We start from the raw sequence: 16,313 nt of genomic DNA on the forward strand, positions 1-16,313 counted from the left end.
CACAGCTAGTGGCTCAAGGATATACATACGGGTTTTGCAGGGTTCCCGGCTGATGGCGCTAAAAACTCTGCATTTTTGACGGGGAATGTAGTCCCCGTCTCGTGTTCCTCTTTGGACTAAAGTCACAAAGTTTCTATACTTCCCATATTTATTTATGAAAACCGTTCTGATTGTAGAGGACGATTTGGTTAATGCTCGGGTTTTTTCCAAAATTCTGACTAAGCGGGGGGGCTTAGCCGTGAAGCACACGGAAAATGTTGAAGAGGTGATGCAGATTGCTGCCAACGGCGAAGCTGATTTGATTTTAATGGATGTGTCTCTTTCGCGCAGCGTGTACCAGGGCAAATCTGTTGACGGGATTAAGATTACTCAACTGCTCAAAGCTGACCCGCAAACGGCCTCGCTGCCGATTATTTTGGTGACTGCTCACGCGATGGCTGGTGATAAAGAAACATTTCTGGATCAAAGCGGTGCCGACGGTTACATCTCTAAACCTGTGGTAGACCATCAAGAGTTTGTTAATCAAATCAAGGCTTTGCTACCTGATTGAGTGAACCATACATGAATAAAAAATAAGAAGGGAGAAGGAAAAAGGAAGCAGGAAGAAAGAATTGTTTGTTTGAACCCACAAACAATTAAAACTCTAGAATTACAAAGTTTGCTTAAACTCTGAATCTTCCTTCTTCCTTCTTCCTTTGGATGTCCCGATTACACAATGCTATGAGTTCGGAGCTTGAATTAGTGAGGAAAAATTTGAGATTTTTCAACTCATGAAATCGAAGTGTGCGTTGCGGCGAGGAACCAACTTATCCTCAGCGAGCGCAACGCTGTTCATTCATTCATGCAATCTCAAAACTATGATTAGTCTTCGTCCTCATCGAAGTCAAAACCGATATCATCATCATCATCATCCGGTCCCAAGGCATCATCCTCAGTCTCAGCGACAAAATCGTCTTCATCAACCTCAACTTCCTCAAAATCCTCATCAGGCTCAAGATCAGAGGCGCGCCCGATCTCAAAACCGCTCTCGATCGTATAAGCGCGGCGGGCAGTACGGTCATCAAGTACCACATCCTCCTGTAAATCGTGGATGTCGTCATCAAACACAGCACCATCAAAACCCGCATCCTGAACCCCAGCATCCTCATAGGCATTGAACCCAGTACCCGCAGGAATCAGGCGGCCGATAATCACATTTTCCTTGAGCCCGCGCAGCCAGTCAGACTTACCTTCGATCGCAGCCTCAGTCAAGACCCGCGTAGTCTCCTGGAACGAAGCGGCGGAAATAAAGCTATCAGTATTCAGCGAAGCCTTAGTAATCCCCAGCAACACCGGAGTATAATCCGCCGGGGCTCCACCAGTAATTGACATCGCCTCATTCACCTGCTCAACTTGCCGCAATTCTACCAACTCACCGGGGAGCATAGTAGTATCACCGCCATCTTCCATCCTGACTTTGTTGGTCATCTGGCGAACAATCACCTCGATGTGCTTGTCGGAAATATCCACGCCCTGAGACTGATAAACCGACTGCACCTCATTCACCAAAAACGTCTGCACCTGTTGGAAACTCTCCAAGGCAGCCTCAAAAGTAGACTGCCGCTCCTTGAGCACGTGGAAGAACACCTCCAGAATTTCGTGAGGGTTAGCAGGCCCGTCGGTCAAAGCTTCGGCGACGCCTACGCGCTGTCCGTCGGAAACGATCGGGTTTTGACCAGGCAACAAAGGATACTCCTCAATCCTGCCATCATCCTCTATCACCGCAAGTTCCACAACATCGTCATCCGTAACCACGCGAGCCGTCCCCGGCCGCTTGGCTAAAATACAAGCTTCCTTCGGCTTTCGCCCTTCAAGAAGTTCCTCAATCCGTGGCAAACCCTGAATGATATCCCCAGTCTTTGCCCGCTCAAACACCAGAATCACCAAATTGTCACCCCGCTGCACCAAGTCGCCGTCGTCTACGTGCAGCACCGCACCGGCCGAAACCCGGTAAGGACGAGCCACCCTGAGCAAGAGTTTCGCCGGTTCTGTCTCCGACGCAGGTACAACCTTCACAACTTGGCCGGACTCTTCAAGAACAACCCCCGGAGCTATTTCGGTACCAGCCACCAGCAGTTGACCCGGACTCACATCCGGCGTACCTGCCACAGAGATCGAAATAGAATCCGCATCTCGCATCACCAACAGTCGGCGCACTGGTTCGCCATGCCCCTCACGGATGCCTCGAACGATACCCGCTTCTTTGCAGAGAATCTCTGTGCGGGCGACTACTGCCCCGGGCGCGATCGACTGCCCATCTTCGACCAACAGCCGCGTGTGAGTGCTGCCTTGAGTCGGATCGGCAGACACGTCCCGCCGAATCACCAGCGATTCCAAAATCACTAACTGCAAGCGGAAAGTCTTTGAAGCTCGATCGCCCCCATCAGCCACAGCCATCGCCAACTCTTGCGACGCACTAACGTCTTCAGGCGAACCCCAAGCCGGGCCAGATCCGTCCGCCCCAAAAGCCGTAGCATCCTCCTCATCCGGCAGCAGCTCGATATCCGCCGCCAGTTGCGGAGCTCCGGAACCTATTTCTAAAATAAGCTGAGTCCGCAGCAGTTCCAATCCCTCGACAGACTTGACGCGCTCCCCATCCTTATAAGGAAGTCGCTGCACCGCTTTCAAAGAGATGGACTCATTGAGCGCCGTTTGAGAAGGCACAGGTGGCTTATCTGGCACCGGAAACTCCACGACAGGCCGCAGCAACAAAGCCGGGCCTTCAGGAGTTTCGATATACTCCGCATAGCCCAACTCTTCGGCAACCAAGCCAGGGAAAATTTCTTGACCGGCGTTGACGATTTGACCTTCCCCAAATGTTAGCGGCGGGCGGTCAACTACATGGAGTGTGCCAGGTTTGATCACAATTTCCCGGAGGATGTCATTTTTCTGAGTGATTTCCACTGCCCCGCTGGTTTGGCAGAAAATATCCTTAACGACTTCTGTACCGGCCTCAACGTACTGGCCATCTTCCACCAGCAGCAGAGAAATATCCTTATTAACCTCGTGGCACTCTTCCGGTATCCAGAGCAGAGTGCCGCCTTTGACCACTTCGTAGCCAAGTTTAGCTTTGCCGCGCTTGTGGACTTCCACCCCGCCGTACTTGACAATGCCCCCTGTAGCTGTGCGGTAGCTGTCGTCGAGCAGTTCGGCGACGACTTCCCCGTTAATCACTTTGCTCCCAGGAGCCGTCTTCAGGGAAAACCGCTGCTTAGAAGATGTTTCGATCGTGTAGTGGTCGCGGCCGCCTGCACTTTCAGCCCGCACGACTGCTTGGTCGAGCAGGACTTGGGCGGTGATAATTTCAATTTCTCTGGGGTCAGCGATGCGGACTACGCCACCGTGTTCGGAGACGAGTTTAGTTTCGGCAATCACGCTTTCGGCCGGAATGCGATCGCCATTTTTCACTGCTGGTTCCGCGCCAGGGGGCAAGTTGTAGACCTCTCCTGAAAGAATCCAAATCAGCCCGCCTTTGCTGGCTGTGCGGGTGGTATTCCCTTGGCGGTCGGTTTTTTCTTCTGGCACCAAATCAGCAAATTTGGCTTCTCCGGCTAAGTCGGAAGCCACGTCTGTAGTCACTTTTTCCGTAGTTTTGCGGGCGGCGCGACCGACGATCGGCACTTCTGCCAAAACTTGACCGGGAATGGCACGCTGTCCGTCTTTGACCATCAGAGTAGAACCCTGGACGATCGCCAATTCGATTTTCAGTTTTTGATTTTTGGCGCCGGATTTCCCTTCTTCAAATCCGTCGCCCTCAAATACAAGTTTGCCGTTGTTTTCTGCCACCAGTGCTTCTTCGCCGTGTCTGGTGCGGAACGAGCGAGTACGCAAGTTCTTGAATTTCACTACGCCGGGGAAGGGTGCGCGTTCTTGTTTCGCGACTTCTCCAGTGAATACGCCGCCGGTGTGGAAGGTACGCATGGTGAGCTGGGTTCCCGGTTCCCCGATCGACTGAGCCGCAATAATCCCGATCGCTTCTCCCATGTCCACCATTTTCAAGTGGGCGAGACTCCAGCCATAGCAGTGCTGACAAACCGATCGGGTAGATTCACAAGTCAGGGGCGATCGTAAATACACCTCTGCGACCCCTGAATTACCAATTTCCGTCGCCAACTCCTCGGTAATTGGCTGATTTCGGACGGCTTTTTCGCTGCCGTAAGACACGATTTCCCCGGTTTTGGGGTGCACCACATCTTTTGCGAACACCCGCCCTAGCAGTCTGTCCTTGAGGGGAATCAGCACTGTTGCTCCGTCCGTCATCGGCCGTACTCGAATTCCCCGCTGAGTGCCGCAGTCAACTTCCCGCACAATTACGTCTTGGGACACATCCACCAAACGGCGAGTCAAATAGCCAGAGTCTGCCGTCCGCAACGCTGTATCTACCAAGCCTTTGCGCGCGCCGTAGGAAGAGATGATGTATTCGGTGACGGTGAGTCCTTCGCGGAAGTTGGTTTTGATTGGCAAGTCGATGATTTCTCCTTGGGGGTCAGCCATCAATCCGCGCATTCCGACTAGCTGTCGCACTTGAGAAATGTTTCCCCGCGCCCCGGAGAAGGCCATCATGTAGACCGAGTTTAGGGGGTCTGTGGCTCGGAAGTTTTTGACTACTTCGTCTTTAAGGTCTTCTGAGGTGCTGTTCCAGGTATCGATTACTTTTTGGAAGCGTTCGACTTCGGTGATTTCGCCTCTGGTGTATTTTTGTTCGGTGATGCGGATTTCTTCTTCGGCTGCATCGAGGAGCGATCGTTTTGACGGGGGCACTTGCAGATCGTCTACGCTAATCGAAACTCCCGCTCGTGTCGCAAAGCGGAAACCCAAGTCTTTGAGTTTATCGGCCATTTGCGCTGTACGGGCCGTTCCGTAGTGCATGAAAGACCAAGAGATTAATTTTTTGAGCTGACCTTTGTCAACAACTCGATTGCGAAAAACAATTTCCTTATTTTCTGTCATTTTTCTGAGTAGTGGTAATTGGTAATTGGTAACTTTTACTGCCGTTCGACTTCGGCTCCCCTGAGCGAAGCCCAAGGTTTCAGAACGTAGCCGAAGTATTGGTAATTGGTAATTGGTAATTGGTAATTGGTAATTGATAAGTAGAGCGGCGGGAAAAAACAACAAGCATTTTGTAGGGGCTGCTTTAGCGTATAAAGAACCGAGCTAAGCTAGGAGATCAATGCACTCACCTGCCCTTCCCATAATAAAGTTTATGTGCACCTACCTACTTAATTGGTAATTGGTAACTTTTTCTACCCTTAGACTTTGCTCAGTCACCGCGTCGCTGAAAGTATTTGTAAGTAGTAATGGGTAAATTTTCTGGTTTGAATCACTCTTATTTGTTAGCGATTATTTGTCAGTTATTACCCATTACCCCTTACCCGTTACCTCTTATCCATTACCTCTTACCCCTTACCCATTTCTAATTGTTAATTACCGATTCGATGGTTTGGTGATAGATAATCCGGCCCGGAGTAGTGCGAATGAACTGATTGAGTACCTTGCCCTCTCCGTCTTCCCGAATCCGGCGGAACTTGTATTCTTTCGTCACGATACCGTCGGTAGAGCGTTCCACCTTCAGGGGTTCTCCCTCTGGTTCTGCGTTTTCTATAGCGCCTTGAAACCTCACCCACACATAAGAGTGCAAGTCAACGATTCCTTGTTCGTAAGCTACAACCGCGTCGGTAAGGTTGGAAAAATAGTGACCGGCTCCTTTTTGAGCGTCAGGATTTTCGGCTGTCAAGTAATAGCAACCGAGCACCATATCTTGAGAAGGAGTAACGATCGGTCTTCCCGTTGCCGGCGACATAATGTTGTTAGAAGCCAGCATCAGCAAGCGCGCTTCCGCCTGAGATTCCAGAGACAAAGGCACGTGTACTGCCATTTGGTCGCCGTCAAAGTCAGCGTTAAAAGCCGGACAGACTAGCGGGTGAAGCTGAATTGCCCTCCCGTCCACCAAAATCGGCTCAAACGCTTGAATCCCCAAACGGTGGAGAGTGGGCGCCCGGTTTAGCATTACCGGGTGTCCTTCAATCACCTCCTGAAGCACGTCCCAAACACTGGGATCGTTGCGCTGGATCAGTTTTTTGGCAGCTTTGATGTTGTTGACCAATCCTTGGCGGATCAAGCGGTGGATGACGAAAGGCTGGAAAAGTTCGATCGCCATTTCCCTCGGCAAACCGCACTGATGAATTTTCAGTTTCGGCCCCACCACAATCACCGAACGCCCGGAGTAGTCAACCCGTTTCCCCAGCAAGTTTTGCCGGAAGCGACCTTGTTTCCCTTCAATGATGTCCGACAGCGACTTCAGCGGGCGGTTGTTTGCCCCCACCACTGTCCTGCCCCGGCGACCGTTGTCAATCAGCGCATCCACAGCTTCTTGCAGCATCCGCTTTTCGTTACGGATGATAATCTCTGGTGCCAGAATTTCTTGGAGTCTCGCCAAGCGGTTGTTGCGGTTGATTACTCTCCGGTAAAGATCGTTGAGGTCGCTCGTTGCAAAACGCCCGCCGTCTAGCTGTACCATCGGCCGCAAGTCGGGGGGAATCACCGGAATCACATTGAGTACCATCCAATCGGGTTGAGAGCCCGTAGCGATGAAGTTGTCAATTACCCGCAAGCGTTTAATTAACTTTGCCCGTTTTTGACCTTTAGCATTGGCAATATCTTCCCGCAACTTTTCCGCTTCACTTTCTAGCGGAATATTTTGCAGCAAAACTTGCAAAGCTTCAGCACCTATGCCTACTTCTACACCTGTGAGTGTGGAATCTTCGCTGTAAAGTTCGTCTTCTATTTCCAACCAAGCATCTTCCGTGAGCAATTGCTTGTATTGCAGTTTTTCGGCATTACCGGGATTGAGAACAACATAGGCATTGAAATAGACGATTTGTTCCACATCTCGCAGCGGCATATCTAACAGAATTGCCATGTAACTCGGGATGCCTTTGAGATACCAAACGTGAGCTACTGGAGCTGCTAATTTGATAAATCCCATCCGGTGACGGCGAACGCGAGATTCAGTGACTTCAACACCGCATCTTTCGCAAACAATGCCTCTATGGCGAACTCGTTTGTACTTCCCACAATGACATTCCCAATCTTTTGCAGGCCCAAAAATGCGCTCGCAAAACAAGCCATCCATTTCAGGTTTTAATGTCCTATAATTAATTGTTTCTGGTTTTGTCACCTCGCCGGTTATCTGACCGTTGGGTAAAGTTCTCTCTCCCCACTGCCGAATTCTTTCTGGTGAAGCTAACCCGATCTTGACGTAATCAAAGCGTTGTTCTATTTTAGCCATTCTTGACTCCAATTGATGATTTACAGTCGATTATTTGTGGTAATTTATCTTTTTTGTTGGCTTGTTTTGCGGCTTAAATCAATTTAATTCTCCTCTATATGTGACATTCCTTTTGATATCAGAAATGACATTTCTGGATACCCCAAATTCCTGAGCAATTTTAGCAATGGATTCTCCGGCTTGAATTCGTTCTCTGATTTCAAGAGCTTGAGCAAAAGTAAAGTTGCGATCGAGATGTCCACCCATGCGAGGAAGTGGAACCTGTTGACCTGCTTCCTTCCAAGTGACGTGATATTTAATATCGTGTATGGTTTTGCGACCGACACTGTATTCCTGTGCTACATCCTTCATCCTCTGTCCTGCTGCTAGCTTTTGTCGAATTTCTCGCACCTTTTCCCAATCTAATTTGGCATTGGAAAGAGGATGACTTTTTCCTTGAGTGCGTCCTTTCTTAGAAGCATCTAACAAATTTTGAGTGCGAGTACCAGCCCAAAGGTGTTCTGGATTGATGCAACTGGGATTGTCGCAGGTATGACAAGCATCCATCGAAGTCGGAAGTTCATATCCTAATTTCTCGGCTAAAACAGCACGGGTAACTGATTTTAATTTCCCATTTTTCCAGTATCTGCCATAACCTTGACCATCCTTTCCACCTAGGAAAATAATGCAGCCGCTGCCTTGAATTTCTCCTAAAAACTTGGGTGAAACTGTAGTGAAGTTATCCGGAATATTTGTCTGAAGTATCTTAGTAATAGTTTCATGTTGTACTCCATACTCTTTTGCTAGGTGGTTCTTGATGGTTCCAGATAAATATTTAGTCTGAATTTCCCGTAGTTGTGCGATCGACAATATGCCAATACCGGGAATACTTTTGCGTCTGGGAGTTTTGCGATCGCGCCCAATCATCTGCCCGGTATTCTCAGCAGCAGTACCTACTACCAGATGTGCCGGGTTGATGCAGCTTCTATTGTCGCAGGTATGGCAACCAAAATAACCGGAACCGAGGAACCCTGCTATTTTCGATTCGAGGACTAAACGGTGGACTAATACTGTTTTGCCATCGATCCACTTGCGCGCGTAACCGTTGCCAAACTTGCTCCCTTGCCAATTAATACAGCCAGTCTTCAGGTCAACTTCTCCTTGAATTCCTGGGACAACTGTTACAATATTCATGTTCAGCGTCTCTCCTGTTTAGAGCGTTGATTCGCCTCAGCAGTGGTACGAACACTGCTGAGGCATTTTAATTTGAGATTGTCGATTAAAGATTAAAGAATTGAATGCTGTCAAAAAATCTTTAATCTTTAATCTTTAATGCCTAATCCTCGTCAAGTTCGTCACGAGAAAGCGATTCGTAAGTAGGCCGGGAGGGCGATCGCTTGCCCCCAGCATCTGCCATCAAATCAACCTCAACGTGCTCGCTGCCCTCGTCGGACGTATTCACCTTGTGCACGGCAATATCCAAGCACAAAGACTGCAACTCCCGCATCAGCACCTTGAAAGATTCCGGCGTACCGGGGCGCGGAATAGCTTTGCCTTTGACGATCGCATTCAGCGCTTCATTCCGCCCCTGCATATCGTCCGACTTCACAGTCAGCAACTCTTGCAAAGTATAAGCTGCGCCGAACGCTTCCAGAGCCCAGACTTCCATTTCTCCGAACCGCTGACCCCCCTGCTGCGCTTTGCCGCCCAACGGCTGCTGCGTTACAAGCGAGTAAGGGCCTGTGCTGCGGGCGTGGATCTTATCGTCTACCAAGTGAACCAGCTTCAGCATATAGGCGATGCCGACTGTGATCGGGCGATCGAACGGTTCACCAGTTCGGCCATCGTAGACAATAGTCTTGCCGGGGTGCTTTTCATTAAACACCCAAGGCTTGCCGGTTTTTTCGCGCGCCTCCTGTAACTTGCCGTGTACGGTTTCCCGCGACTTTTCAGCGCCGTGCATTTCATCAAAAGGCACCATCTTGAACCGCATCGAGAGATTTTCGCCGGCCCATCCCAGCAAGCACTCAAAAATCTGACCTACGTTCATCCGCGACGGTACGCCCAAGGGATTGAGCACTATGTCAACCGGAGTCCCGTCGGGTAAATAAGGCATATCCTCCATCGGCAGAATCCTGGACACAATACCCTTATTCCCGTGGCGGCCGGCCATTTTGTCGCCGACTTGAATCTTCCGCTTTTGAGCTACGTAGACGCGGACGACCATGTTGGCGCCAGGGGGCAGTTCGTCGCCCTGTTCGCGGGTAAACACCCGCACGTCAACCACGCGGCCTTTTTCGCCGTTAGGGACGCGGAGGGAATTGTCGCGCACGTCGCGGGCTTTTTCGCCGAAGATTGCCCTCAGCAGTTTTTCTTCCGGCGGTTGGTCGGATTCGCCTTTGGGGGTGACTTTGCCGACTAGGATGTCGCTGGCTTCTACCCAGGCACCTTTGCGGATAATGCCCTGTTCGTCTAGCTGGCGCAGCGCGTCTTCGCCGACGTTAGGAATTTCGCGGGTGATTTCTTCGGGACCGAGTTTGGTTTGGCGGGCTTCGATTTCGTATTTTTCAATGTGGATCGAAGTGTAGACATCTTCGTACACCAAACGCTCGCTAATTAGCATCGCGTCTTCGTAGTTGTAGCCTTCCCAAGGCATATAAGCTACGAGGATGTTGTGACCCAGAGCGAGTTCTGCCCCTTCGGTGGAGGAACCGTCGGCGAGCACTTGACCTGCTACGACTCGATCGCCCTCATAAATCAGCGGACGCTGGTTTAAACAAGTATCCTGGTTAGAACGCTGATATTTTTGCAGTTCGTGTTCGATGCAGCCAGCATATTTTTGCTTCCAAACCGAGGGCTGTTTGACTTTGAGATCGTCGTATTCCTTAATCAGGAAATGTTCTTCGCTGGAATTCGATTCGGCATCTACAGCCAGGGGTTTGACAATAATCCGGGTAGCGTCGATGTAAATCACCTCGCCGTCGATCCGGGAAACCACAACCATCCCGGAATCTCGGGCGGCCTGAGCTTCCAAGCCCGTACCGACTAGCGGCCGTTCTGGTTTCAGTAGCGGCACAGCTTGCCGCTGCATATTCGATCCCATCAGAGCTCGGTTGGCGTCGTCGTGTTCCAAGAACGGAATCAGGGATGTCGCGACGGAGACGATTTGCACCGGCGAAATCGCCATGTAGTCCACCTGCATCGGCGTGGTGGTAGTAAATTCTTGGCGGTAGCGGACGGCTACGGTTTCGCCCAAGAGGTTGTTGTTTTCGTCGAGGCTGATGTCTCCGGGGGCGACGCGCAAATCGTCTTCTTCGTCGGCTGTCATGTAAACAGGGGCTTTGTCGCGGAGCACCCGTCCTTTTTCTACTGGATAAAAAGGAGTTTCAATGAAGCCGTAGGGGTTGACGCGGGCGTGGGTTGCCAAGGAACCGATCAGACCGGCGTTGGGGCCTTCTGGTGTTTCGATCGGGCAAATCCGGCCGTAATGGGACGGGTGAATGTCCCGCACTGCAAACCCGGCGCGTTCGCGAGTCAGACCTCCGGGGCCCAAAGCGGAAAGCCGACGTTTGTGAGTCAGTTCTGCCAGAGGGTTGGTTTGATCCATGAACTGCGATAGCTGGGAGGAACCGAAGAATTCCTTGATTGCTGCTACTAGCGGTTTGGGGTTGACCAGAGAAGCGGGGCTGAGGGAGTCGGCATCCGAGACGGTCATTCTTTCGCGGATGATCCGTTCTAAGCGGTTGAGGCCGACTCGGACTTGGTTTTGCAGCAGTTCTCCGACACTGCGGACGCGACGGTTGCCTAAGTGGTCGATGTCGTCGGTGGAGCCGATGTCGAATTCCAGGTTAATTAAGTAGTCGATCGCCGTCAAGATATCTTGCGATGTCAGCACCCGCATCGTATCGGGGACTGTCAAGCGCAATTTCTTGTTGAGTTTGTAGCGGCCGACTCGGCCCAAATCGTAGCGTTTGGGGTCGAAAAAGCGCGAGTTGAGGAGCTGTTCGCCGCCGGCCACGGTGGGGGGTTCCCCTGGACGGAGTTTGCGGTAGAGCTCCATCAAAGCTTCTTCTTCGCCGAATTGTCCTTCTTTCTCGATCGTTTTTTGGAAGTATTCCGGGTGGCGGAGTGAGTCGTAGATTTCGCCGTCTGTGAGTCCGAGGGCTTTAAGCAGCACCTGGGCTGAGAGTTTGCGGGTTTTGTCGATTCTGACCCAGACTAAATCGTTTTTGTCTGTTTCAAATTTCAGCCAAGCGCCGCGGTTGGGGATGAGCGAGGCGTTGTAGGAACGGCGACCGTTTTTGTCGGTTTCCGATTTGTAGTAGACGCCGGGCGATCGCACGATTTGGTTGACAATCACCCGTTCCGCGCCGTTGATGATGAAAGTGCCGCGCTCGGTCATCAAGGGCAAGTCGCCGATGAAGACTTCTTGTTCTTTGATTTCCCCTGTTTCTTTGTTAATCAGGCGGGTGGGGACGTACATTTGTACCGAGTAGGTGCTGTCCCTGCGCTTGGCTTCGTCCACATCATATTTGGGGCGCTTGAGTTTGAAGTCTTTGCCCATGAAGTGGAGTTCCAGCTTGCCCGTGTAGTCTGTAATCGGGGAGAAGCTGTCGAGTTCTTCGATCAGTCCGGCTTCTAGGAACCAGCGGAAACTTGCCCGCTGGATTTCGATCAGATCGGGCAAGGTGAAGGCGAATTCTGTGTAATCTTTAGTGGTCATGGGGGTCCTTTTTCCGCAGTGGCTCTAGCTTTTTACATGGCGCCAAGGCTGGGCTTTTTTACCTTGTTGCGTTTTTTTGATTGATTGTGTGAGAGAATTTATATGATGTTTTCGATCGCCTACCAACTGTTGCAACGGTTATTTTTCCGGGTTGCTCGCAGTATTTTTGTGCGGATTTTGGCTTCGATCCCGATGCTTTTAGCTCCGATCTCGTGGTTTTCCTGGGTAAATCCCCTACACTTTTGACTCCTAAAATTGACTTGACAGCTATTGCCAAATTGCTGAGGTTCCAAGTTTCTTCTGATGTGTAAGTTTGAGTGTGTAAGTTTGAGGTATTGCGTGAAGTTGTGACCGATCCTGAAGGTTAGCGTACTCGCGTTGTGTTGGCAGTTTCCGGGCGACATCGCAGGATCGGATACTCAGCCAACGCCCGATCGGTCGGTTCTTTTTATTATAGGACGCAAATCCGATCGCAACAGGCAACGCCAAAAGAATCTCCAATAAAGGATGAATCCGGTTTTTCTGGCAGGATATAAATGAGATTGTCCCGATCGCTGGCTCCTAAATCGACCTGTTTTCCTCGTTTTTCTGTTCTGCTATAACTAAACTGAAAAGCCGAATAGCTGACAGGCATTTTCGGTTGTCTGCTGGGACAAAGTTAAGAGAGAAACTCCTCTCAATTTAGCAACTTGCTCGGCTACGTAGTAGACGTAGGCTGGTTCGTTGCGTTTTCCCCGCTGGGGTACGGGGGCGAGAAAAGGGCAATCTGTCTCGACTAGGATGCGATCGCTATTTACCATACAAGCTGATTCTTGTATTTGCAAGGCTTTTTTAAAGGTGACTGTTCCGCTAAAACTGATGTAGAAACCTAGGTCTAAAAACCACTGGGTTTCTTCGGGCGTGCCTCCCCAACAGTGCATGACCCCGCGCACTGGCCCGCGTGTTTGCCAAAAGTTCCTCAGCATTTCGGCCATTGGGGCGGCGGCGTCGCGACAGTGGATAATGACTGGTTTGTCAAGTTCCTGGGCGATTTCAAGCTGTGCCTCAAACACTTTAAACTGGTGTTCTCGATCGTCAGCTTTATAAAAGTCCAGTCCGGTTTCGCCGATCGCCACTACCCTAGAGTCCGAATTCGCTAATTCCCTAATCTGGCTCGCCGTCTCGTCTGTCCACTTCTCGGCATCTAGGGGGTGGAGTCCAACCGCAAACGAGACTTCGGCAAACTGATTGGCGATTGCTTGAATGCCGGCAAATTCTTCTGGCTCTACACAAGAATGAACCAGCCGAACTACACCAGCTTCGCGCCAGCGTTCTCGAATGGCTTCTAACTCAGATTTGTAGGTCTCAAAGTTGATATGAACGTGAGTGTCGATGAGCTGCATGGGGGAAGCAGATTAGAGGTGATACGGGAGAGTCCTTGTGGGATAGGGCGAGGGGGGAGTGAGAGAGTCTGGGAATGGGAGTGGCAGAGAGTGTGTGGGAAAAATCTTCCGTCTTCTTTCTTCCTTCTTCCTTCTTCCTGCTTCACGCTTGACTGCTTCACGCTTGACTTCTTCCCTCAACATCCATCCCTTCAATCTTGTACACTGCTTCGTTGCCGAACTTTCTGCTTCCTTAAGATGCTACCGAGGATGTTTCGTGTGGCTTGAGAGTTCTTGCCAAGCGGGACTTTTTGCGAGCGCCGTTGTTGCGGTGGAGTACACCTTTTTTGACAGCTTTGTCAATTTTGCTGTAGGCCTCAGACATTCGCTGCTGGACTTCTTGCATTAATTCAGGACTCGGAGCTGCAGCGTACTTGTCTACGGCCGCGAAATACTTCTTCATCAAAGTTTTGACCGCTGACTTGTAAGATTTGTTGTACAAGCGGTTACGTTCGGCGATTTTGACTCGTTTGACGGCGGACTTAATATTTGCCATAGTTCAGTTGCTGGAAGTAGGTATTCATTGATACACCCTAGTCTCAAGACAGTCCCAAGACACGGGGATTTTGAAGGACAACCTTTTCGGGATCGATCCGCAAAAAGCTTGATTTTTAATGGCGGAGTGAAATAGCCACTTTCCATTCGCTCAGATTGAGCTGAGTCTGTGGCTACTTTTTGGCGACGCCCGCGCAATAATTTTTTATTGACTCATTTAACTGCCTGTTTTTTACCCCTGAGAATACCCAAAGGTATGACACGGGTGTTACAGAGGCGTTTTGCGGTGTTTCCACCGTCACCAGTTAAAGTCACGGTTTCTTGCGCGCAATTTTTAAGTATACAATAATTTGGCGTTTTTTTATAAAAAAATTATCAGGTGTTGGAAAAACTAATATAGCACCTATTCTGCTTAAAATCCAATTCTCTGAAAAATCCAAGTTAAGCTATAACAAAGAATACGGGTGATTTGGGCTTCGGCAAGAAGCACTTACCGAAGGTAGAAGGTAAAAAGCTGAAGGTAGAAGGTAGAAGGTAGAAGACAGCCGGATCAGAAGGTAGAAGGTAGAAGGCAGAATCAAAATTCTCCCGCTCGAACACTCTCCCTCTCGGATATTATCGGGGTCGAACACTCTCTCCTGTGCGTTCCCACCCTCTTCCTCCGCACCTGGTTCTCTGGCGGGCAATTCCTAGAGAAGGTTGTGACTTGTCCTCAGTGTTGCAAAATCCTTGACAGAGATTTAAACGCTGCACTGAAGCCTTGGAAAATGCCGCGACTCTCGCGGTTTAAGCTTGTGGACTGGTGGTGGCTTAATTCTCTAGGAGAACCCCACAAAAATCCCCAATTGTCAAGCAAATGTTAGTGAAGTTATAGACGGCATTCCTAATCTCCATGCTGCGAATCATTACTCAGTGGGTTGAGGCACAAGCTGAACTGCGACGGATCTGCGATCGCACCCATGACGAACTTGTCGTTCACAAAGAAGCCACCGTGCGGGAGGTGCTGCAAGCTGTAAGGCGCAGAGGCGATCAGGCTGTGCTGCACTACACTGCTGAATTTGACCGCATGACCCTAAATGTGGAAGATTTACGGGTCAGTGGCGCCGAATTGGATGCTGCTTACCAGCAGGTGTCGAAAGAATTATTAAATGCCATCCGGCTGGCTTGCAAACAGGTAGAGGCGTTTCACCGACAGCGCGTACCCAAGTCTTGGGTGCAGTTTGGTGATGACGAGATTGTTTTGGGCAAGCGCTACACGCCGGTCGATCGAGCGGGAATCTACATTCCTGGCGGTCAGGCGTCCTATCCGAGCTCGGTGATCATGAATGCGGTTCCTGCGAAGGTCGCCAAGGTGCCGAGACTGGTGATGTGTACTCCCCCCGGACAGGAGAAGAAAATGAATCCTGCGGTGCTGGTAGCGGCTCAGGAAGCGGGAGTTGATGAGATTTATCGGGTAGGCGGGGCGCAGGCGATCGCGGCTTTGGCCTACGGTACGGAAACTATTCCGAAGGTGGATTTAATTACTGGGCCGGGGAATATTTACGTCACTCTGGCTAAAAAGCTGGTTTACGGGACTGTGGGGATCGATTCTCTGGCTGGCCCGTCGGAGGTGCTGATTATTGCGGATGGTTCGGCGAATCCCGTGCACGTGGCTGCGGATATGTTGGCTCAAGCTGAGCACGATTCGATGGCGTCGGCAATTTTGCTGACGGCGGATTCGGTGCTGGCTAGGAAAGTGGTGGCTGAGGTAGACAGACAGTTGGCAAATCACCCGCGCCGAACTTTAACAGAAAAGGCGATCGCCAACTACGGTTTAGTCGTAGTAGTTGACTCGCTCAAAGCTGCGGCGGAACTCTCTAACGAGTTTGCGCCCGAACACTTGGAATTGCAAGTTGCAGATCCTTGGGCTTTGCTAGACCAAATTCGCCACGCTGGGGCGATTTTCTTGGGCTGCTCGACGCCGGAAGCTGTAGGTGATTATTTGGCTGGCCCAAATCATACTTTGCCGACTTCTGGGGCTCCGCGCTATGCGTCGCCGCTGGGTGTCGAAACTTTTATGAAGCATTCGAGTTTGATTCAATATTCGCCGGCTGCACTTAAGAAGGTGAGTAGGGCGATTAATGTTTTGGCGGAAGCAGAGGGGCTTCCTTCTCACGCTGATTCGGTGCGGCTGCGGACTGAAAATGAGGGAAAGGGTGAGTTTTAGATGGTAGATTTAAGTAGATGATCGGCAAAATACATAGGTAGTCAAAAGCGAGTGAAATGCAATGAAAGGAAGCAATTCTCTTGCGATTATGGTAGCTTTACATTCTGTGACAAGGGGTCCAGTTTATTTGTACCTACCTACTTACGCACTGCGGGCTTACAA

General features: G+C 50.5%; 9 protein-coding genes. 2 read left to right on the plus strand and 7 right to left on the minus strand.

Annotation, left to right across the window (positions count from 1 at the left end; genetic code table 11):
• Positions 1 to 154: 154 nt before the first annotated feature.
• Positions 155 to 550 carry a response regulator gene (locus QUA23_RS08090; RefSeq protein ID WP_006632892.1) on the plus strand — a complete coding sequence of 132 codons (396 nt, stop codon included), beginning with the start codon at positions 155 to 157 and terminating at the stop codon, positions 548 to 550.
• 311 nt (positions 551 to 861) lie between these two features.
• Here QUA23_RS08090 and QUA23_RS08095 read toward each other — a convergent pair whose 3' ends face one another.
• The 7 genes from QUA23_RS08095 to rpsT all read right to left on the minus strand — a co-directional run bounded on the left by QUA23_RS08095 (position 862) and on the right by rpsT (position 13,946).
• Positions 862 to 4,989 (minus strand): DNA-directed RNA polymerase subunit beta'', encoded by a 4,128-nt coding sequence (locus QUA23_RS08095; protein ID WP_333075116.1) that lies wholly within the window; start codon positions 4,987 to 4,989, stop codon positions 862 to 864.
• 463 nt (positions 4,990 to 5,452) lie between these two features.
• Entirely contained in the window at positions 5,453 to 7,327 is a 1,875-nt protein-coding gene (locus QUA23_RS08100) for a DNA-directed RNA polymerase subunit gamma (RefSeq protein WP_333075118.1), read from the minus strand.
• Positions 7,328 to 7,405: 78 nt separating this feature from the next.
• A complete protein-coding gene (locus QUA23_RS08105) occupies positions 7,406 to 8,500 on the minus strand; it encodes an HNH endonuclease (RefSeq protein WP_333075120.1) in 1,095 nt (364 codons plus the stop codon).
• A 142-nt stretch (positions 8,501 to 8,642) separates the two neighbouring features.
• On the minus strand, positions 8,643 to 12,029 hold the full coding sequence (gene rpoB, locus QUA23_RS08110; protein ID WP_333041547.1) for a DNA-directed RNA polymerase subunit beta: 3,387 nt from the start codon (positions 12,027 to 12,029) through the stop codon (positions 8,643 to 8,645).
• Positions 12,030 to 12,480: 451 nt separating this feature from the next.
• On the minus strand, positions 12,481 to 12,663 hold the full coding sequence (locus tag QUA23_RS08115; protein WP_333075121.1) for a hypothetical protein: 183 nt from the start codon (positions 12,661 to 12,663) through the stop codon (positions 12,481 to 12,483).
• A complete protein-coding gene (locus QUA23_RS08120; protein ID WP_190660454.1) occupies positions 12,632 to 13,411 on the minus strand; it encodes a TatD family hydrolase in 780 nt (259 codons plus the stop codon). Before QUA23_RS08120 ends, QUA23_RS08115 begins: the two co-directional genes overlap by 32 nt.
• A gap of 232 nt (positions 13,412 to 13,643) precedes the next feature.
• Positions 13,644 to 13,946 (minus strand): 30S ribosomal protein S20, encoded by a 303-nt coding sequence (gene rpsT / locus QUA23_RS08125; RefSeq protein ID WP_333066838.1) that lies wholly within the window; start codon positions 13,944 to 13,946, stop codon positions 13,644 to 13,646.
• 891 nt (positions 13,947 to 14,837) lie between these two features.
• On the opposite strand from rpsT, the gene hisD reads away from it, so the two are divergent.
• Positions 14,838 to 16,151 carry a histidinol dehydrogenase gene (gene hisD / locus QUA23_RS08130; RefSeq protein WP_333041543.1) on the plus strand — a complete coding sequence of 438 codons (1,314 nt, stop codon included), beginning with the start codon at positions 14,838 to 14,840 and terminating at the stop codon, positions 16,149 to 16,151.
• Positions 16,152 to 16,313 lie beyond the last annotated feature (162 nt).

The organism is Microcoleus sp. Pol1C5, from assembly GCF_036701115.1.
Classification (GTDB): Bacteria; Cyanobacteriota; Cyanobacteriia; order Cyanobacteriales; family Microcoleaceae; genus Microcoleus.